The 19,417-nt window shown below is 65.3% G+C and carries 17 protein-coding genes; 14 read left to right on the forward strand and 3 right to left on the reverse strand.

From position 1 onward, the window contains the following. Positions 1-59 precede the first annotated feature (59 nt). The 3 genes from QOL79_RS02540 to QOL79_RS02550 all read left to right on the forward strand — a co-directional run bounded on the left by QOL79_RS02540 (position 60) and on the right by QOL79_RS02550 (position 1,211). Positions 60-353, forward strand: coding sequence for an integration host factor subunit alpha (locus QOL79_RS02540; RefSeq protein WP_058454537.1), 294 nt, complete (start codon positions 60-62; stop codon positions 351-353). Positions 354-367: 14 nt separating this feature from the next. Further along, a complete protein-coding gene (locus tag QOL79_RS02545) occupies positions 368-760 on the forward strand; it encodes a MerR family transcriptional regulator (RefSeq protein ID WP_283418519.1) in 393 nt (130 codons plus the stop codon). Positions 761-830: 70 nt separating this feature from the next. Further along, the gene (locus tag QOL79_RS02550) at positions 831-1,211 is read left to right on the forward strand and encodes a hypothetical protein (RefSeq protein ID WP_283418520.1); all 381 of its coding nucleotides are present in this window, start codon (positions 831-833) and stop codon (positions 1,209-1,211) included. 115 nt (positions 1,212-1,326) lie between these two features. On the opposite strand, the gene QOL79_RS02555 is transcribed toward QOL79_RS02550, so the two are convergent. Further along, positions 1,327-1,494, reverse strand: coding sequence for a hypothetical protein (locus tag QOL79_RS02555; RefSeq protein ID WP_167541730.1), 168 nt, complete (start codon positions 1,492-1,494; stop codon positions 1,327-1,329). A 254-nt stretch (positions 1,495-1,748) separates the two neighbouring features. On the opposite strand from QOL79_RS02555, the gene ahpC reads away from it, so the two are divergent. The 3 genes from ahpC (at position 1,749) to QOL79_RS02570 (ending at position 4,413) form a co-directional block, all read left to right on the forward strand. Then, positions 1,749-2,312 carry an alkyl hydroperoxide reductase subunit C gene (ahpC, locus tag QOL79_RS02560; RefSeq protein WP_215349665.1) on the forward strand — a complete coding sequence of 188 codons (564 nt, stop codon included), beginning with the start codon at positions 1,749-1,751 and terminating at the stop codon, positions 2,310-2,312. Positions 2,313-2,450: 138 nt separating this feature from the next. Further along, a complete protein-coding gene (ahpF, locus tag QOL79_RS02565; RefSeq protein WP_283418521.1) occupies positions 2,451-4,034 on the forward strand; it encodes an alkyl hydroperoxide reductase subunit F in 1,584 nt (527 codons plus the stop codon). 250 nt (positions 4,035-4,284) lie between these two features. Beyond that, entirely contained in the window at positions 4,285-4,413 is a 129-nt protein-coding gene (locus QOL79_RS02570; RefSeq protein ID WP_283418522.1) for a hypothetical protein, read from the forward strand. Here QOL79_RS02570 and QOL79_RS02575 read toward each other — a convergent pair. Continuing rightward, positions 4,410-5,309: an AraC family transcriptional regulator gene (locus QOL79_RS02575; RefSeq protein WP_283418523.1), complete on the reverse strand. Its 900-nt coding sequence runs from the start codon at positions 5,307-5,309 to the stop codon at positions 4,410-4,412. The two genes, QOL79_RS02570 and QOL79_RS02575, sit on opposite strands and share 4 nt — an antisense overlap. Before the next feature lie 97 nt (positions 5,310-5,406). On the opposite strand from QOL79_RS02575, the gene QOL79_RS02580 reads away from it, so the two are divergent. Continuing rightward, positions 5,407-6,147, forward strand: coding sequence for an SDR family oxidoreductase (locus QOL79_RS02580; RefSeq protein ID WP_283418524.1), 741 nt, complete (start codon positions 5,407-5,409; stop codon positions 6,145-6,147). On the opposite strand, the gene glpD is transcribed toward QOL79_RS02580, so the two are convergent. Next, positions 6,144-7,661, reverse strand: a complete 1,518-nt coding sequence (gene glpD, locus QOL79_RS02585; RefSeq protein WP_283418525.1) for a glycerol-3-phosphate dehydrogenase — start codon at positions 7,659-7,661, stop codon at positions 6,144-6,146. The two genes, QOL79_RS02580 and glpD, sit on opposite strands and share 4 nt — an antisense overlap. Positions 7,662-7,844: 183 nt before the next feature. Here glpD and zwf point away from each other — a divergent pair, with 183 nt between their 5' ends. From zwf to QOL79_RS02620, 7 genes are all read left to right on the forward strand, one after another. Then, positions 7,845-9,248: a glucose-6-phosphate dehydrogenase gene (zwf, locus tag QOL79_RS02590; protein WP_283419033.1), complete on the forward strand. Its 1,404-nt coding sequence runs from the start codon at positions 7,845-7,847 to the stop codon at positions 9,246-9,248. A 95-nt stretch (positions 9,249-9,343) separates the two neighbouring features. Next, on the forward strand, positions 9,344-11,266 hold the full coding sequence (locus tag QOL79_RS02595) for a dihydroxy-acid dehydratase domain-containing protein (protein WP_283418526.1): 1,923 nt from the start codon (positions 9,344-9,346) through the stop codon (positions 11,264-11,266). Positions 11,267-11,356: 90 nt separating this feature from the next. Continuing rightward, positions 11,357-11,980 (forward strand): bifunctional 4-hydroxy-2-oxoglutarate aldolase/2-dehydro-3-deoxy-phosphogluconate aldolase, encoded by a 624-nt coding sequence (gene eda / locus QOL79_RS02600; protein ID WP_283418527.1) that lies wholly within the window; start codon positions 11,357-11,359, stop codon positions 11,978-11,980. Between the two features lie 62 nt (positions 11,981-12,042). Beyond that, entirely contained in the window at positions 12,043-13,611 is a 1,569-nt protein-coding gene (locus tag QOL79_RS02605; protein WP_283418528.1) for an HAD-IB family hydrolase, read from the forward strand. A gap of 122 nt (positions 13,612-13,733) precedes the next feature. Beyond that, positions 13,734-16,076 (forward strand): glycerol-3-phosphate 1-O-acyltransferase, encoded by a 2,343-nt coding sequence (locus tag QOL79_RS02610; protein WP_283418529.1) that lies wholly within the window; start codon positions 13,734-13,736, stop codon positions 16,074-16,076. A 122-nt stretch (positions 16,077-16,198) separates the two neighbouring features. Continuing rightward, entirely contained in the window at positions 16,199-17,803 is a 1,605-nt protein-coding gene (locus tag QOL79_RS02615; RefSeq protein WP_058454526.1) for a wax ester/triacylglycerol synthase family O-acyltransferase, read from the forward strand. A 165-nt stretch (positions 17,804-17,968) separates the two neighbouring features. Beyond that, positions 17,969-19,417: a DUF3336 domain-containing protein gene (locus QOL79_RS02620; protein WP_283418530.1), complete on the forward strand. Its 1,449-nt coding sequence runs from the start codon at positions 17,969-17,971 to the stop codon at positions 19,415-19,417.

Consider the following 19,417-nt stretch of genomic DNA (forward strand, 5'->3'; position numbering starts at 1 on the left):
TGGTGGGGGCCTTCCGGGAACCTTTGTTTGCATTTGCTTCAGGAGGGGAAGGGAACATCATGACAGCCGGGACACTTACGCGGGCGGACATCGCGGCGAAGATAAACCAGCAGATCGGTCTGTCGCGCAACGAATCGGCCGCGATCGTCGAATCGATTCTCGATCACATGTCGGATGCGCTGGCGGGCGGACAGAATGTGAAGATTTCGGGCTTCGGCACCTTCGTTCTGCGCGACAAGGCGCAGCGGATCGGCCGCAATCCCAAGACCGGCATCGAGGTGCCGATCCTGCCGCGGCGGGTGATGACCTTCCGCGCCAGCCAGACGATGCGTGCGCGCGTTGCCGGCAAATAACCCGGGCGCCGCCTATGGCTGATTTCGAGACCGAAACCGCTGGCAAGGCATCGGGTGCGATGCTTGCCATCGGCGAACTCGCGGACCGCATTGGCGTTCCGACGCATGTGCTCCGCTATTGGGAAACGCGCTTCCCGCAGCTTCGCCCGCTCCAGCGGTCTGGACGGCGACGCTATTACCGCGCAGAGGACGTCGCGCTTGCCGAGCGCATCCATCATCTGTTGCACGAGAAGGGCTTTACCGTCGAGGGCGCGCGCAAGGCGCTGTCGGAGACGGGCGGGGCAGTGCGCGCCGAACCGGTTTCGCCGACTGTTGCCATTCCCGTCGCGCCGACAGCGGCTAGCGACGGCATCCCGGTCGAAGCCCTGATCGCGCTACGTCAACGGCTCGCCGCCGCGCTGGGCTGAGGCGCGCGGCGGCTATCGACCGATTGCGGACGCTTTGAGGCCATTGTAATGTTCAGCATGGGTGGCGCTGATGTCTCAAGCTGAACGAATGAATTCCGCTTCAAATGCTTGGGAAGCCGATCCTTGGGATGCTTCCGATGCGATCGCGGAATTGCAACTGACGGGATTCCGCGAGCGAGCGGCAAAGGCTATTGAGTGGACGTCGATGCGCAACGCAGGCGCATCTGTATTCAGCATTGAAATTGAGAAGCTTATTGGTGCTGACGTCGCATTTTTCGCTACGCATGATGGCGAGGAACTGCTGCTGATGCAGTCAGTTTGGCACGGCTTTCCTGATCCGCCAGAATGGCGATTGGCGACACGAGCAAACGGAAGCGACGACCAATGGTCATCGTGGGGTCATTTTGCTGATCTGCCAGACAATTGGCAGCTGCCGCCAAGTGACAGCTAACCACCCCCAAGCCGACATCCCAATGGTGGCGCCCGAGCGCGAGGCGCAATCTAGGGCGCGGTAGCGAAACGCTCTGGCTCATCTTCGCCGGTTGCGGCGCGCCATTTTCGCGTGACTATTCGGTCGCCTGCTCTGCCCGCTTCAGCTTGCGCGCCTTCTGCTCGTGCTTGACCGCGGCCTCGCGCAGGCGGCGCGCGAGGAAGGGATCGTCGGATGCGTTCGCCTTCAGCCGCGCGACCCGCGCAAGCTGCTCATAATAGATCGAATCGCGAATCTGGTCCATTCGGGGACAGGTATCACGATGCTGTCACAAAGGGTCTAACGCAATTCCGCCGCTTTTATCCCGATTCGGGGCAGGCGCGATGGTGGGCGGGGCCGTGTGGGGATTTCTCCCGACATCGACGGGGGCCGCCGCTGCCACCGCACCACCATTGCTTCATGATCGATATTATCGATCAAAGATCACGATATTTTCGCTTTTCGCACTGCAGCAAACATGGCTAGGGGGAGCCTCCAACAACAAAGGAGCTCTCCCTAATGTCCGTTTTGAACACGACCCTGAAGCCATTCAAAGCCACCGCTTACAAGGACGGCAAGTTCGTCGACATCAGCGACGAGAGCGTGAAGGGCAAGTGGGCGGTCTTCTTCTTCTATCCGGCCGACTTCACCTTCGTCTGCCCGACCGAACTCGAAGACCTCGCCGACATCTATCCGACGCTCCAGAAGATGGACGTCGAGGTCTATGCCGTGTCGACCGACACGCACTTCAGCCACAAGGCTTGGCACGACACCTCGCCGGCGATCGGCAAGATCAACTATTACATGGTCGGCGACCAGAACCACAATCTGTCGAAGAATTTCGAGGTTCTGCGTGAAGGCGTCGGCCTTGCCGACCGCGGCACCTTCGTGCTCGACCCGCAGGGCGAAATCCAGCTGCTCGAAATCACCCCCGAAGGTGTGGGCCGCAACGCCGCCGAACTGCTACGCAAGATCAAGGCGCTGCAGTACTGGGTCAGCCACCCGGGCGAAGTCTGCCCTGCGAAGTGGGAAGAGGGCGCCGAAACGCTCGCGCCCTCGCTCGACCTCGTCGGCAAGATCTAAAAGATCATAAAACGCCGCGTGCCCCTGCGCAGGCAGGGGCCCATCTCCGGATGGTGCAACATAGCGCCCACAGGAGATGGGCTCCCGCCTTCGCGGGAGCACGGGCTCTTTATCCGAAACAAAGCAGGAGCTCTCCCCATGCTCGACGCCAATCTGAAGCAGCAGCTGCAAGGCCTCCTCACGAACCTTCGTGAACCGATCGAACTGATCGCGTCGCTCGGCGACGATGCCAAATCGGCCGAGCTGGCGAGCCTGCTCGATGACATCGCCGCGCTGTCGGACAAGGTCAGCGTGACCCGCACCGACGACGATGCGCGCCGCCCCAGCTTCCTGATCCGCCGCGCCAGCGACGCCAATGTCGCGGTCCGCTTCGCCGGCATCCCGATGGGGCATGAATTCACCTCGCTCGTCCTCGCGCTGCTGCAGGTCGGCGGACACCCGCCGAAGGTAGCGCCCGAGGTGCTCGAGCAGGTCGCGGCGCTCGACGGCGACTTCCACTTCGAAACCTATTTCTCGCTGTCGTGCCAGAATTGCCCCGACATCGTGCAGGCGCTCAATCTGATGAGCGTCGTCAACCAGCGCATCACCCACACCGCGATCGACGGCGGGCTGTTCCAGGCCGAGGTCGAGGAGCGCAAGATCATGGCGGTGCCGACGATCTTCCTCAACGGCGAAACCTTCGGGCAGGGCCGCATGGAGCTCGAACAAATAATCGCGAAGCTCGACAGCGGCGCGGAGGCGAAGGCCGCCGAGAAGATCGCGGCGAAGGACGCATTCGACGTGCTCGTCGTCGGCGGCGGTCCCGCGGGCGCTGCGGCCGCCATTTATGCCGCGCGCAAGGGCATCCGCGTCGGGCTCGCCGCCGAACGCTTTGGCGGGCAGGTGCTCGACACGATGGGAATCGAGAATTTCATCTCGGTCCAGCACACCGAAGGCCCGAAGCTCGTCGCGCAGCTCGAGCAACACGTCAAAGACTATGATGTCGACATCATGAACCTGCAGCGGGCGGAAAAGCTGATCCCGGCGAAGGTCGAGGGCGGCCTCCACGAGGTCAGGCTCGCGAGCGGCGCGTCGGTTAAGGCGCGCACCGTCATCCTCTCGACCGGCGCGCGCTGGCGCCAGCTCGGCGTGCCGGGCGAGGACCAGTATCGCAACAAGGGCGTGGCTTACTGCCCGCACTGCGACGGCCCGCTCTACAAGGGCAAGCGCGTCGCGGTAATCGGCGGCGGCAACAGCGGCGTCGAGGCGGCGATCGATCTTGCCGGCCTCGTCGCGCACGTCACCTTGATCGAGTATGACAGCGAGCTGCGCGCCGACGCGGTGCTCCAGCGCAAGCTCGCCAGCCTGCCGAATGTCAGGATCATCACCTCGGCGCTTACTACCGAAGTGCTCGGCGACGGCGAGAAAGTGACGAGCCTCAGCTACAAGGACCGCCACAAGGACGAACTGCACCAGGTCGAACTCGAAGGCGTGTTTGTCCAGATCGGCCTCGTCCCCAACACCGAATGGCTGAAGGACAGCGTCACCCTCTCGCGCCACGGCGAGATCGAGGTCGACCATCGCGGTGAGACGAGCCAGCCCGGCATCTTCGCCGCGGGCGATTGCACGACGGTGCCCTACAAGCAGATCGTGATCGCGATGGGCGAGGGGGCGAAGGCGGCGCTGTCGGCGTTCGACTACATGATCCGCCTGCCGGTGGAAGCCGAAGCCGAGGCGGCCTGATAAATCCTCCCTGTGGCGAAGCCATGGGGAGGGGGACCGCTCGCAAGGCGAGTGGTGGAGGGGCGTAAGTCGCGTAATGGCCCCTCCGTCAGCGCTTCGCGCTGCCACCTCCCCATGCCTCGGCACAGGGAGGATTTTCTTTTATCGTCATGCCGGACTTGATCCGGCATCCATTTGCGGCGCAATGTCGCGTGGGCCCCGGATCAAGTCTCACGAGCCACCTGTCTCGTTCGAGGGAGACGAGGTTGTAATGGCCGAAAAGAAGAACCCACCCGCCCCGATCCCGCGCTGCTGCTTCGAGGAACTGGCCGAGCGCGAGAACCGGCTGCCCGAGGAAGCGGCGCGCAAGCCGAAGATGCCCGCGCGCAAACCCGGCTAACCCGCCATCATCGCATAACGTTTCGGCGGCATCCCGACCTGCCGCGTGAACGCCGTGCTGAACGCGCTCGCCGACCCATAACCCACGCGTTCGGCAATCACGTCGAGCTTGCCCGCGCGGCGGCGCAGCATGTCCTTGGCCAGGCTCATCCGCCAGCCCTGAACATATTCCATCGGCGGCACCCCGACGATGCGTGCGAAGCGGTCGAAGAATGCCGAACGCGACAGCGCCGCTTCCTTCGCCAGCGCCGCGACCGTCCACGGCCGCGCGGGTTCGTCATGGATACAGCGGATCGCGCCGGCCAGCCGCGCATCGGCCAGCCCGCGCAGCAATCCCGGCGGTGCATCGTCGCTGCCGACCGCGCGCAACGCCTCGACCAGCAGCACCTCGACCAGCCGCGCGAGCACGAGGTCGCGCCCCGGCCGGTCCTCCCCGGTTTCGCTGCGCACCATCTGCACGAGCGTTCCCAGCCGCTCGGCCCCGCGCAAATGGATCATGGCGGGCAGCTGCGATACCAGCAGCCCGGCGTCGGGCGAGGCGAACATGAAATAGCCGCCGAGCATCCGCACATCGGGTGGCCCGTCCTGCCGCCCGTGGCGCACCTCGCCGGTCACGCCGATGCTCGCATGAGGGTCGAAGGTTGCCGGCTCGACGGGCTCGAAGCCCGACTGGGTGAAGCCGGGAGTCGCGGGCAGCAGAACGAAATCGCCCGCTTCGAGCGTGATCGGTTCCGCGCCGTCGACCGCGAGTCGGCACGATCCTTCGAGCACGGTGCAGAAACCCGGATGCCCGAACGCCGAATAGCGCACGCCCCAGCGCCCCGCACCGCTGATCCCTTTCGAGAAGACCGTGCTGGGGCGCAGCAACGCGATGACGTCGGAAAGCGGGTCGAGCATATCGGGACTATCGCAAATGAAAAATGGATTTCAAATTATAGATAGTCCGGACGTTGCTGGCTAGATGCTTTCTATCGCAAGCATGAAAGGACGAAAGATGAAGACCATCCTGATCACCGGCTGTTCGTCGGGCTACGGCCTCGAAACCGCCCGCCACTTCCTTGCCAGGGACTGGAATGTTGTGGCGATGATGCGCACCCCGCGTCTCGACCTCTTCGACACGTCCGACCGTCTCCGCGTCCTGGCGCTTGACGTCACCGACGCCGACAGCATCGCGTTGGCGATCGAGCTTGCGGGCCCTATCGACGTGCTCGTCAACAATGCCGGCATCGGCCTGTTCGGTGCGCTCGAGCATTCGCCGATTGCGAAGATCCGCGACGTCTATGCGACGAACACGCTCGGCACGATCGCGATGACGCAGGCGGTGATCCCGCAGATGCGCGAACGGGGCTCGGGCACGATCATCAACGTTACGTCGTCTGCAACGCTCGCACCGTTCCCGCTCGCGGCGGCCTACACCGGCAGCAAGACCGCGATCCAGGGATTCACCGGCAGCCTTGCGCATGAACTCGCGCCGCTCGGCATATCGGTGAAGCTCGTCGAGCCGGGCTACGGGCCGACGACCGCATTCGCGGCGAACACCGACATCAAGCTCGAGGATGTGCTGCCCGAACCCTATGGCAGCTATGCCGCGCCGATCCTCGCCGGAATGGCCGAACCGGCGCTGTTCACGACCGAGGGCGATGTCGCCAAAGCGGTGTGGGCGGCGGTGCATGACACGAGCGGCAGGTCGCACTTCCCGGCGGGCGCCGACGCACTGGCGCTGGTGGCGGCCTAGGCCGGCTGCGAGAGCGGCCGCTTGGCCTCCAGCCAGGCGGCCAGCTTCGCCACCTCCGCCTCGTTGAACAGCAGTCCCAGCTTGCTGCGCCGCCAGAGGATATCTTCGACGTCGCGCGCCCATTCGTGGGTCATCATCCATTCGACCTCGGCGGCGCTGAGGCCGTGGGCGATCTCGCCGCCGAGCGCATCCCAATCCTCGGCCTTGCCGAGCCATTGGGCCGCGTCGGTGCCATAGGCCTTGACGATCCGGTCGACGGTCGCCGAGGACAGGAAGGGGTGGGCGAGCTTGTAGCGGGCCCGCAGCGCCGCGGCGCCGCTGGTCGGGAAGGTTCCGCCCGGCAGCGGCGCCTTCGCGGTCCAGCGTTTGCCCGACAGCACGCCCAAATGCTCCGCCAGCTTGTCGACCGCATGTTCGGCGACATGGCGGTAGCTGGTGATCTTGCCCCCATAAATGGTGAGCAAAGGCGCGCCCTCGTCGGTGTCGAGGTCGATCCGGTAGCCGCGCGTTGCCGCCTCGGGCTTGCCCGACCCGTCCTCGATCAGCGGCCGCACCCCCGAATAGGTCCAGACCACATCGGCCGGGACGACGGGCACCTCGAAATATTGGCTCGCGCCCTCGCAGAGATATTCGATCTCGTCGGCGCTCGCATGAATATCGCCGAGCGCGCCGTCATGGTCCTGGTCAGTGGTACCGATCAGTGTGAAATCGCGCTCATAGGGAATCGCGAAGAAGATGCGCCCGTCGGGAAGCTGGAAGAAATAGGCATAGTCGTGCTCGAACTTCCGGCGCACGACGATGTGCGACCCGCGCACCAGCCGCATCTTGTGGTCGGGCGGCGCCGAGGCGCGGCCGAGCACGTCGAGGACCGCCGGGCCCGCTGCATTGACAAGGCTCTTGCCCGTGAAGCGATAGCTGTGCCCGCGATCGTCGCTCGCCTCGACCACCCACAGCCCGTCCTCGACGCGCATAAGGTCGGCGCGGGTGTGCGTCTTGACCCGCGCACCGCGATCGGCGGCATCGCGTGCGTTGAGCAGCACCAGCCGCGCATCGTCGACCCAGCCGTCCGAATATTCGAAGGCCTTCACATATTGCGATTGCAACGGCCCGCCCGCGACATGGCGCCCCAGATCGACCGAACGCGTCGCGGGCAGCTTCTTGCGTCCGCCGATATGGTCGTAAAGGAACAGGCCGAGCCGCAGCAGCCAGCGCGGGCGCAGCCCCTCGCGATAGGGCAGGACGAAGCGCAGCGGCCAGATGATGTGCGGCGCGATGCTCCACAGGATTTCGCGTTCCTTCAGCGCCTCGCGCACCAGTCCGAATTCATAATGTTCGAGATAGCGCAGCCCGCCGTGGATGAGCTTGGTCGAGGCCGACGAGGTACCGCGCGCGAGGTCGCCCGCTTCGAGCAGCAGCACGCGTGCGCCGCGCCCCGCGGCGTCGCGCGCGACCCCCGCGCCATTGACACCGCCGCCGACGACGATGACATCATAGGGGAGGGCGCTGTCGGGCATGGCCGCTCCCTAAGGCAAGTGTGGCGATTTTGCCAAGCGCAGACATCGTATGCGGCTTACGTATGCGCGTTGCATTCGCTGGGGGCATCCTCCAATTCTGAAAAGCTATCCAAGGGGACCCAAGTGAGCGTGAAAGTCGAGACCCTGATCCTGTTCGGCGCAACGGGCGACCTTGCGCAGCGGATGCTCTTTCCCTCGCTCTATAACCTTCACGTCGACGGGCTGCTTGCCGACGAACTGACGATCATCGCCTCGGGCCGATCGAAGATGGAGCGTAGCGGCTGCCATGCGATGGTACGCGAAGCACTGGTCGACCATCTTCCCGCCGACCGGCTCGATGACGGTCACGTCGCGAGTTTCCTCGAGCGCATCGATTATTGTTCGGTCGATGCCGGTGCGGGGACCGGTTATGACGCGCTCGCGGCGCAGCTCGGCGAACGGCTCGGCCGGACGATCGGTGCCTATCTCTCGACCCCGCCGTCGATGTTCGGTCCGATCGCGCAGGGGCTGAAAGCTGCGGGCATCGCTTGCGCCGAATGCCGTATCGCGATGGAAAAGCCGATCGGCCACGATCTCGCCTCCTCGCGCGAGGTGAACGAACAGGTCGGCGACGCCTTCGCCGAGGACCATGTATTCCGCATCGACCATTATCTCGGCAAGGAAACGGTCCAGAACCTCCTCGCGCTGCGTTTTGCCAACATGCTCTTCGAACCGCTGTGGAACGCGCAGGCGATCGATCATGTCCAGATCACCGTCGCCGAGACCGTCGGGCTCGAAGGCCGGGTCTCCTATTATGACGGGGTGGGCGCGCTCAAGGATATGGTCCAGAACCATATGCTCCAGCTGCTCGCGATCATCGCGATGGAGCCGCCGTCGAGCGTGTCGTCGACCGCCGTGCGCGACGAAAAGGTCAAGCTGCTGCGGAGCCTTCGCAAGCTCAAGGCCGATGATGTGAAGGCGCATAGCGTGAAGGGCCAGTACACCAGTGGGGCGGTGAATGGCGCCGCGGTCGCGGGCTATGCCGACGAACTCGGCCATCCGTCGAACACCGAGACCTTCGTCGCGATCAAGGCTTTCATAGACAATTGGCGCTGGAAGGGCGTGCCCTTTTACCTCCGCACCGGCAAGCGGATGCCGCAGCGCAAGTCGGAGGTGCTGATCCAGTTCAAGCCGGTGCCGCACAATATCTTCGCGCGCGTCGGCGCGGGCAAGCTCGATGCCAACAGCATGATCATCAATCTGCAGCCCGAGGAAAATATCCGGGTCAAGGTGATGGCGAAGCAACCCGGGCTCGACCGCGACGGCGTCAAGCTCAAAGAGGTAACGCTCGACGTGTCGCTCTCGCACAGCTTCGAGGGCGAGCGCCGCCGCATCGCCTACGAGCGGCTGCTGCTCGATTTCATCGAGGGCGACCAGACCCTCTTCGTGCGCCGCGACGAGGTCGAGGCGCAATGGCAGTGGATCGATTCGATCCGCGATGCGTGGGCCGAGGTCGATATGGCGCCGCAGAATTACACAGCGGGAAGCTGGGGGCCGTCGAGTGCAATCGCGCTGATCGAGCGCGACGGAGCGAGTTGGCATGACTGAGGCATACACGTCGCCCCCGCGAAGGCGGGGGCCGCTGGCAACCTTGCGCTGTGCCTATAGCGGCCCCCGCCTTCGCGGGGGCGACGAGGAAATATATGACTGATCTCCACCCAACCATCGTCCAGGTCACCGACCGCATCATAGAGCGCAGCAAACCCCGCCGCGCCGTCTATCTCGAGCTGATGGAGCGCCAGCGCGAAGCGGGGACGAACCGCGGCAGCCTCTCCTGCGGCAACCTCGCCCACGGTTTCGCCGCCGCGGGCGACGACAAGCCCGTCATCCGCGCGGGCGCCGCGATGAACATCGGCATCGTCACCGCCTATAACGACATGCTCTCGGCGCATCAGCCCTATGGCCGCTATCCCGAGCAGATCAAACTCTTCGCGCGCGAGGTCGGCGTCACCGCGCAGGTCGCGGGCGGCGTTCCCGCGATGTGCGACGGCGTGACGCAGGGGCAGGCGGGCATGGACCTGTCCTTGTTCAGCCGCGACAATATCGCGCAGGGCACGGTGATCGCATTGAGCCACGCGATGTTCGAAGGCGCGCTGCTTCTCGGCATCTGCGACAAGATCGTGCCCGGCTTGCTGATCGGCGCTTTGCGCTTCGGCCACCTGCCGCAAATCCTGATTCCCGCCGGACCGATGCCCTCGGGCCTTGCGAACAAGGAAAAACAGCGCGTCCGCCAGCTCTATGCCGAGGGCAAGGCGAGCCGCGACGAGCTACTGGAGGCTGAGGCGGCGAGCTATCATGGCGCCGGCACCTGCACCTTCTACGGCACCGCGAACAGCAACCAGATGATGATGGAGCTGATGGGGCTGCACATCCCCGGCAGCGCCTTCACCAACCCCGGCACCAAGCTGCGGCAGGAACTGACACGCGCCGCGACGCACCGGATTGCCGAGATCGGCTGGGACGGCGAGGATTACCGTCCGCTCGCGCGCTGCATCGACGAAAAGGCGATCGTCAACGCCGCGATCGGCCTGCTCGCCACCGGCGGCTCGACCAATCATGCGATCCACCTGCCTGCCATTGCGCGCGCAGCGGGGATCATCATCGACTGGCAGGATTTCGACGAGCTCAGCCACGCGGTGCCGCTGCTCGCGCGCGTCTATCCGAACGGCGCGGGCGACGTGAACAATTTCCATGCCGCGGGCGGGATCGGCTTCGTCGTGCGCGAACTGCTCGGCGCGGGATTGCTCCACGGCGATGTACTGACCGTCGGGGGCACGATGGCCGATTATGGGTATGAGCCGGTGTTGCGCGACGCCGAAGGAGAAGGGATCCCCGGCGAAAGCCGGGGCCCATCTCCGGACGATGCGACTGGGCCGCGGCTTTCGCCGGGGATCCCATCGCTCACATGGCGGCCCGCCCCCGAAACCTCGCGCGACGATACGATGCTGCGCCCCGTCGCCGAACCCTTCTCGCCCGACGGCGGGATGCGCCTGCTCGCGGGCAATCTCGGGCGCGCGATCATCAAGACGAGCGCGGTCGCCGAGGATCGCTGGACGATCGAGGCGCCGTGCCGCATCTTCGACGACCAGAACCAGGTGCTCACCGCGTTCAAGGCAGGCGAACTGGACCGCGACGTCGTCGTCGTCGTCCGCTTCCAGGGGCCGCGCGCCAACGGCATGCCCGAACTGCACAAGCTGACCCCCGCGCTCGGCGTGCTGCAGGACAAGGGCTACCGCGTCGCGCTGCTCACCGATGGGCGCATGTCGGGCGCTAGCGGCAAGGTCCCCGCGGTGATCCACCTCTCGCCCGAAGCCTTGCCCGGCCCCGACGGGGTGAGCGGCCCGCTCGCTTACCTCAAGGACGGCGACGTCGTCCGCGTCTGCGCTGTGAACGGCGAGGCGATCGCCTTGGTCGACGACGCCGAATGGGTATCGCGCACCCCCGCCATTGCTCCGCCGCCCGCACTCGGCGTTGGCCGCGAATTGTTCGCCCTGTTCCGCCATCATGCCGACGAAGCCGAAAAGGGCGGGTCGGCGGTTTTGGCGGCGATGGAGGCCGTAGTTTAACCGTCGCCCCCGCGAAGGCGGGGGCCGCTATCGGCCTAGCGCCACCCTGCCAACGACCCCCGTCTTCGCGGGGGCGACGAAGGAAAAGAAATGACCGACCAGTCCATCGACCAGATCATGCGCCTCGCCCCCGTCATCCCCGTGATCGTGATCGACCGGGTCGAAGATGCGGTGCCGATGGCCGAAGCGCTCGTCGCGGGCGGATTGCCGGTACTCGAGGTGACCTTGCGCACCCCCGCCGCGCTCGACGCACTGACGGCTATGAAGGCGGTGAAAGGCGCGGTCGTCGGTGCGGGGACGGTGCTCGACCCCGCGATGCTGAACAGTGCGATCCACGCGGGCGCAGAATTCATCGTCTCGCCCGGCCTCACCGACACTCTCGGCAAGGCGGCGGTCGCAAGCGGCATTCCCTTCCTGCCCGGCACCGCCAACGCCGGCGACATCATGCGCGGCATGGACCTTGGCCTCTCGCGCTTCAAATTCTTCCCCGCGGCAACGAGCGGCGGCATCCCGGCGCTCAAGGCGCTCGCCGGACCCTTCGGAACCGCGCGCTTCTGTCCCACCGGCGGGATCAGCGCCGCGACCGCACCCGAATGGCTCGCGCTCGATGCGGTACTCTGCATCGGCGGTAGCTGGATCGTCCCGTCGGGGCCGCTCGACCCGGCCCGGATCGAGGCACTTGCTCGCGAGGCATCGACGCTTTCGCGCCATTGATAAACGCCATCTTTACTGCCATCGTGCAGGGGAAAGCGGCAACATAGCCGTTTGGTGGGGAGATGCGCGTGCCGAGGCCGCAGCCGCATTTGGAAGAAGTACTCGCGTCCGAACCCGGATCGCATATCGCCGCGCTCTTCGATTTCGATGGAACGATCATCTCGGGCTACTCCGCGACCGCGATGCTGCGCGAGAAATTCCAGCGCCGCGAAATGTCGATGGAAGAGATCGCCGAGACCGCGCAGGTCGTCGCGCAGCACAGCCTCGGCCAGATCGGCTTCTCCGGGCTGATGTCCGCCGCCGCCAAATTCATGAAGGGCGTCGATGAGGAAAGCTTCGTCGAATTCGGCGAGGAACTCTACAAGAAGCATATCGCGCGGAAAATCTATCCCGAAACGCGCGCGATCATCGAGGCACATCAGGCGAAGGGCCACCGCGTCGCGATCATCTCGTCGGCGACGATCTACCAGATCGAACCGACCGCGCGCGACCTCGGCATCACCGACATCAAATGCTCGGCCTACGAGATCGAGGATGGCGTCTTCACCGGCGAGATCATCCGACCCTTATGCTTCGGCGAGGGCAAGGTGCTCGCCGCAGAGGAACTCGCCGCCGAATATGGCCTCGATCTCGACCAGAGCTTTTTCTATTCGGACAGCGACGACGATATCGAGTTGCTCGAACGCGTCGGCAAGCCGCGCCCGCTCAACCCGAACATGAAGCTGAAGGGCATCGCCGACGAGCGGGGCTGGCCAGTGCAGCGTTTCGCAAGCCGCGGCACGCCGTCGTGGATCGACTATACGCGCACCATCTACGCGACCGGTTCGCTCGTCGGCGCGTTCGCCGCGGGCCTCCCGATCTGGGCGCTCACGCGCTCGCAGCGCGAGGCGGCGAATTTTTCGATCGGGCTGTTCGGCGATTTCGCGACCGCGATCACCGGGGTCGAGCTGGAGGTCGAGGACGAACGCCACCTCTGGTCGTCGCGCCCGTGCATCTTCATCTTCAATCACCAGAGCAAGGCGGACGTGATGATCCTCGCCAAGCTCATCCGCCGCGACATGGGCGGCGTTGGGAAGAAGGAGATCAAGGACATCCCCATCCTCGGCAAGCTGATGGAATGGGGCGGCACCGTCTTCGTCGACCGCGCCGACGGCAAGAGCGCGATCAAGGCGATGGAGCCGCTGGTCGACGCGATCCGCCACGAGGGCAAGTCGATCTGCATCTCGCCCGAGGGTACGCGCACGCTGACCCCGAAGCTCGCGCCATTCAAGAAGGGCGCCTTCCACCTGGCGATGCAGGCGGGCGTGCCGATCGTCCCGATCGTGATCCATAACGCCACCGATGTCGCGCCAAAGAACGAGTTCGTGATGCGCCCCGCGACGGTCCGCGTCACCGTGCTGCCGCCGGTCGATACGTCGAAGTGGAGCGTCAAGACGCTGAATACGCATGTCCGCGACGTGCGGAACATGTTCCTGCGCACGCTTGGCCAGACCGAGGAGAGCGCGGCGGAATCGGTTGCAGCCGAGGCTCCGCCACCCAAGCCGAAGGCCGAAAAGGCCAAGCCGAAGAAGGCCGCCGAGAAGAAGCCTGCCCCCAGGAAAAAGGCGGCTGGAAAGGCGGCGAAGGGATGAGCGTTTATCTCCTTTCCGTTCGCATCGAGCGAAGTCGAGATGCCCATCGGCTTGACGCTCGCCATCGGGGTGTCTCGACTTCGCTCGACACGAACGGGTCTTTGGCGGAGCTCTATTAAGCGGTGGCCGACGGAACGCCCCGCACCGGAATCGTGGCGGAGGACGCGGCCGACCGGCTCTACATCATCGACGCGCGCAACGGGGTCGAGCGGCGCATCTTGCTCGACTGGATCCATTCGACGTCGGGCGACAGCGAACCGCAGTGGGCGAGCCTCGATATCGAGGACGGCGATCATGCGCTGCCCGTCGACGTGCTGCGCGCGCGGCTCGGCGGGGCGGCGTCGCGGCAGGTCGTGCCGCTGCGCATCGCCTGGCGCATCCCGGGCTTCGACCGCGACCGCGCGCTCAAGCTCCGCCACCTGATCTTCGGCGACCCGCGCCATCCGGGGGCGCTCCGCGCGCGGCTGATCCTCCTCCGCGACCGGCGCCGCGCCCAGATCCTCGTCGGCGAGGCCGCGACGCTCGATACACTTCGCGACCGTTTCTGCCGCCAGACCGGCGGCGGTGACGGCGAGGGTGCCGACAGCCCCGAATTCGCGGGCTTCGTCGCGCGGCAGGCGGCGCTCGCGCTCGACGTCGCTGAACGCGGCATCCGGGGAACACGATACAAGGTGCCGCGCTTCGTCGCCGATGGCCTCCGCACCAGCCCCAAATTCCGCGCGGCGCTCGCCGATCTCGCCGAGAAGACGGGCCGCCCGGTCGGCGACCTTTACCGCGAAGCGCGTCCGCTGATGAAGGAGGTCATTGCGCGGCCCTCGGCGCTGTTCCTCGATCTGCGCGCCCGCCTCGACCGGATGATGTTCGGCGGCTACGCGCCCGAGATGGAGGTCGATGCCGCCGAGCTGGCGAAGCTGCGCAGCATCCTTCGCGAACATCCGACCGCGATCCTCTTCACGCACAAAACATATATCGACGGCGCGACGCCGAGCCGCCTCACCTATGAAAATGATATGCCGATGCTGCACAGCTTCGGCGGCGCGAACCTCGACTTCGCGGTCATGGGCGAATTCTTCCGACGCTCGGGGATGATCTTCATCCGCCGCAGCTTTCAGGACCAGCCGGTCTACAAGCTCGTGCTGCGCCATTATATCGCCTGGCTGCTCGCCAAGCGCTTCCCCTTGAGCTGGGCGTTCGAGGGGACGCGCTCGCGCCTCGGCAAGCTGATGCCGCCCAAATATGGCCTGATGAAATATGTCCTCGACGCGGCGCACGCGACGGGGACGCGCGACGTCCATTTCGTCCCTTTCGTCACCAGTTTCGACCTGATCCGCGACGTCGAGGAATATGCCGCGGAGCAGACCGGCCGGAACAAGAAGCCCGAAAGCCTGTCGTGGTTCCTCGGCTATATGAAGAGCCTCAAGGAGCCCTCGGGCCGCATCCGCCTCGACATCGGCAATCCCGTTATCATCGACGAAGCCCCCGGCCCCGACGACAAGCGCGCGCTCGAGAAGATCGCCTTCGCGGTCGCGGTCGAGGCCAATCGTGTGACGCCGCTGACCGTCACCTCGGTGATGTGTCTGATCCTGCTCGGCCTCGCCCCGCGCGGCGCGACCGCGGCCGAACTGCTCGCGGCGATTGCGGCGGTCACCGACTGGGCGCGCGAGCGCGGCATCCGTCTCAGCAGCGAGCTCGAAAGCCGCGACGACACCGCGCTGTCGGCCACCGTCGACACGCTCGTCGAGAGCGGTCTGCTCACCCGCTACGAGGCGGGCAGCGAGAATGTCTATTCGATCGACCCCGCCAAGCATCCGATGGCGAGCTATTACCGCAACATCATCGCGCATCATTTCCTCGATCGCGCGATGATCGAGCTGGCGCTGTTCCAGCTGCGCGAAAGCGGCGAGGGCGACGCGACCGCAGCCTTCTGGGCAAAGATCGACCGCCTGCGCGATCTGTTCAAATTCGAATTCTTCTATCCCCCGCGCGACGAGCATCGCGCCGCGATCGAGGCCGAACTCGCGCGCATCGACCCCGTCTGGGACCGCCGCCTCGCGAGCGGCGACCGCGGCGTCGCGCAGCTTATCCACCGCTGCCAGCCCGTCGTCGGACACGCGATACTGCTGCCGTTCGCCGAGGCCTATTCGGTCGTCGCCGAGCTGCTGACGCGCGCCCGGCCGGGCGACGAGGTCGATGCGAAGGCGCTGCTCGACACAGCGCTCGTTGAAGGGCGGCAGGCCTATCTGCTCCGCCGGATCAGCAGCGAGGCCGCGATCGGCAAGCTGCTCTTTGAAAACGGGCTGTCATTGATGCGGCATATGGGCCTTGCCGAGACCGCGACCCCCGACAGCCTCGCCGCACGGCGCGCGCTGCTCGCGGAACTTCGCGGGCTCGCGGGCGCCATGGAATCGATGCGCCTGTCGACGACGGCGCTTGCCGACAAACTACCGGGGGCAGGTGATGCATAAGCTGCCGCCTCATTCTCGTCATCCCGGCGAAGGCCGGGATCTCGCCGTTGCGTCCAGTTGCGAGGGCGAGATCCCGGCCTTCGCCGGGATGACGATATTGTGGAACTGCAAAGGAACCCGACATGCTTAAACAGCTCAGCGCGCAGGATGCCCAGTTCCTCTACACGCAGACCGCGAACAATCTGACACACATCATGGGGGTCTATATCTACGACCCCTCGACCGCGCCGGGCGGCTTCGTGCGCTTCAAGGACATCATCCGCCACGTCGAAAGCCGCGTGCACACCTCGCCGCTGTTCAAGCGCCGCCTCCACCGGCTACCGTTCGATCTCGACCATCCCTATTGGGTCGAGGACGAGCATTTCGACATCGAAGCGCACATGAGCCACGCGCGCCTGCCCGAGCCGGGCGACTGGCGGCAGTTCTGCATCGCGGTCGCGCGCTATTTCTCGAAGCCGATGGATATGAACCGGCCGCTCTGGGACATCTACATCATCGAGGGGCTCGACCGCATAACGGGGATTCCGAAGGGCAGCTTCGCGATGCTCCACCGCGTCCACCATGCCGCGGTCGACGGCGCGTCGGGCGCGCACGCCTTCATCGCGATGAGCGACATCGACGCGAAGGGCACCCCTGCGATTGCCGAGCCGCCGCCGGCCGAAGAGCTCGGCCGTCCGCCGTCGAGCGCCGAAACGGTGACACGCGCCTGGTCGGCGTCGATGCAGTCGCCGGTCAAGTTCATGAACGCCCTGCTCAAGGTTTCGCCCGCGATCGTCGCGTCGGCGCGCAAGTCGATGGCCGAGGGCGGGATGACCGCCGGCGTTCCCGAAACGCGCTTCAACGCCCCCGTCGGCCCGCACAAGATGTTCGACGGAACGACGGTGGCACTCTCTGACGTCGCCGAAATCCGCAAGAAGGTGCCGGGTGCGACGGTCAACGACGTCGTCCTGACCACCGTCGGCGGCGCGCTGCGCAAATATCTCGCGAAGCACAAGGAGCTGCCGAAAGAGAGCCTTGTCGCGGTCGCGCCGATCAATTTGCGCGGCAAGGAAAAGGGCGCGGGGAAAGCGAGCACGCCCGGCAATCAGGTCTCCGCGATGAGCGTGCCGGTGCGCACCGACATCGCCGACCCGCTCGCGCGCCTCGCGGCGATCCGCGACTATACGGTCGAGGCGAAAGAGGCGAAGGCGGGCGTCAGCGCGCGGATCATGACCGACCTGTCGCAGCATATTCCCGGCGCGACGATGGCCGCGGTCGCGCGCATTATCACCAGCGAGCGGTTCGCGGTGCGCGGGACGAACCTGTTCATCTCGAACGTGCCCGGCGCGCAGGTGCCGCTCTACCTCGCGGGCGCGCAGCTCGTGCAGCAGCACGGCATGGCGCCGCTCGCGAACAATATGGGGCTGTTCGTCGCGACCCCAAGCTACAACGGCCGCATCGCCTTCTCGATCATCAGCGAGCGCGCGATCATGCCCGACATCGCCTTTTTCAGGGAGTGCATCGATGAAAGTTTCGCCGACCTGATGGCGGCGACGCCGAAGGCGGAGAAGGCGCCCGCCGCACCGAAAACCGCCACGGCAAAGCCAAAAGCGGCGCCCAAGCTGGCCACGAAACCCAAGGCAAAAGCGAAGCCTGCCCCGAAACCTGCCACCAAGCCGAAGGCGAAAGATAAGGCCCTTGTGAAGGGGAAGAAGAGGCCCCCTCCTTCTTCGTCATCCCGGACTTGATCCGCGATCCACGTCTGCGCCGGCGTGATGGATCCCGGATCAAGTCCGGGATGACGACAGTGGGTATCCGGGTCGACGGGAGCGGGACAGCGATGTCAAAACAGTTGCCAAAGACAACGTAACCAGCAAGAATCGCTAAAAATAGAAACAATGCAGGATGACCGAATGATTTTTGCCCCGACGCTCAGCGCTGACGCCGAGCTTGTACGCGCATCCGACTATGCCGCCTGGTCGAAAGCGGCGCTTGCCGCGGACGTAAAATCGGGGATGCAGGCGTGGCGCGATTCCGACGAGAGCCGGCATTTCGATTACAAGGCCATTCGGGCAAGGCTGGAAAAGCTCCGCAAGCTTTCGGCGGCGGGTGACGTCAAGGGGCTGCTCTTCGTCCTCAACGAGGGCATCCACGGCAATATCGACGGCATGGGCGCCGAGCGCCTCTACCAGAAGGCGCGCTTCGGCACGAAGAAGCTGATCGAGGCCTATGTCGCCGAGGTTGTCGCCGCGCTCGACAAGATCGCCGCATCGCGCTCGATCCCGCGCGAGGAAAAACGCGACTTCTTCCGCCGCGCGCAGCATTGCTACGGGCGCTCGGCGCTCTTGCTCTCGGGTTCGGGGAGCTTCCTCTTCTTCCACGTCGGCGTCGTGAAGGCGCTCTGGGAACAGGGCGTGCTGCCGAACATTCTCGCGGGATCGAGCGGGGGGTCGATCGTCGCGGCGATCGTCTGCACGCGCAAGGACGCCGACATCGGCCCCTTCCTCGACAGCAAGCGCCTCGCCAATCCCGCGCGCGATCCCGAGATGAAGCGCCTTGCGCCCGACGAAGTGCGCGATCGCCTCGCCGAGCTGATTCCCGACCTGACCTTTCAGGAAGCATACGAGATCAGCGGTCGGCATCTCAACGTCTCGGTCGCCCCCGCGGAGAAGTATCAGAACGGCCGCCTCCTGAACGCGATCACCGCGCCGAACGTGCTGATCCGCGAAGCGGTGCTGGCGTCGTGCGCGGTGCCCGGCGTCTTCCCGCCGGTCATGCTGATGGCGCGCGACGAGGACGGCAACCGCGTCCCCTATCAGCCCGACCGGCGCTGGGTCGACGGATCGGTGACGCACGACATTCCGACCAAGCGGCTCGAACGCCTCTATGGCGTCAACCACCATATCGTCAGCCAGGCAAACCCGCTCGCGCTGCCCTTCGCGACCGATACGCGCAAGCAGATGGCGCCGATCGAGGCCATTCAACACGCGTCGATCGCGACCTTCAAGGCGTGGCTCAACGCGAACATGGTGATCTTCCAGAAGCCGCTCGAACTCGTGCCGCCGCTCAACAGCCTCGCCAATATGGCGCGTTCGGTGATCAATCAGGAATATACCGGCGACATCAATATCATTCGCCCGCCCAAATTCTGGTCGCCGACCAAGATCCTGAGCGACCTTGCACAGGACGACATCGACGAACTGATCGACACCGGCCAGCGCACCGCCTGGCCGAAGGTCGAGATGGTGCGCACCCAGACCGCAATCAGCCGCGCGCTCGACGCGATCCTCGCCAAGATCGACAAGGCCGGCGACGACGGCCCCGGCCACCGCAGCTCGGCGCTGAAGAAAGCGGTCCGCTAA

This window comes from Sphingopyxis sp. Geo48 (assembly GCF_949769155.1).
Lineage (GTDB): Bacteria > Pseudomonadota > Alphaproteobacteria > Sphingomonadales > Sphingomonadaceae > Sphingopyxis.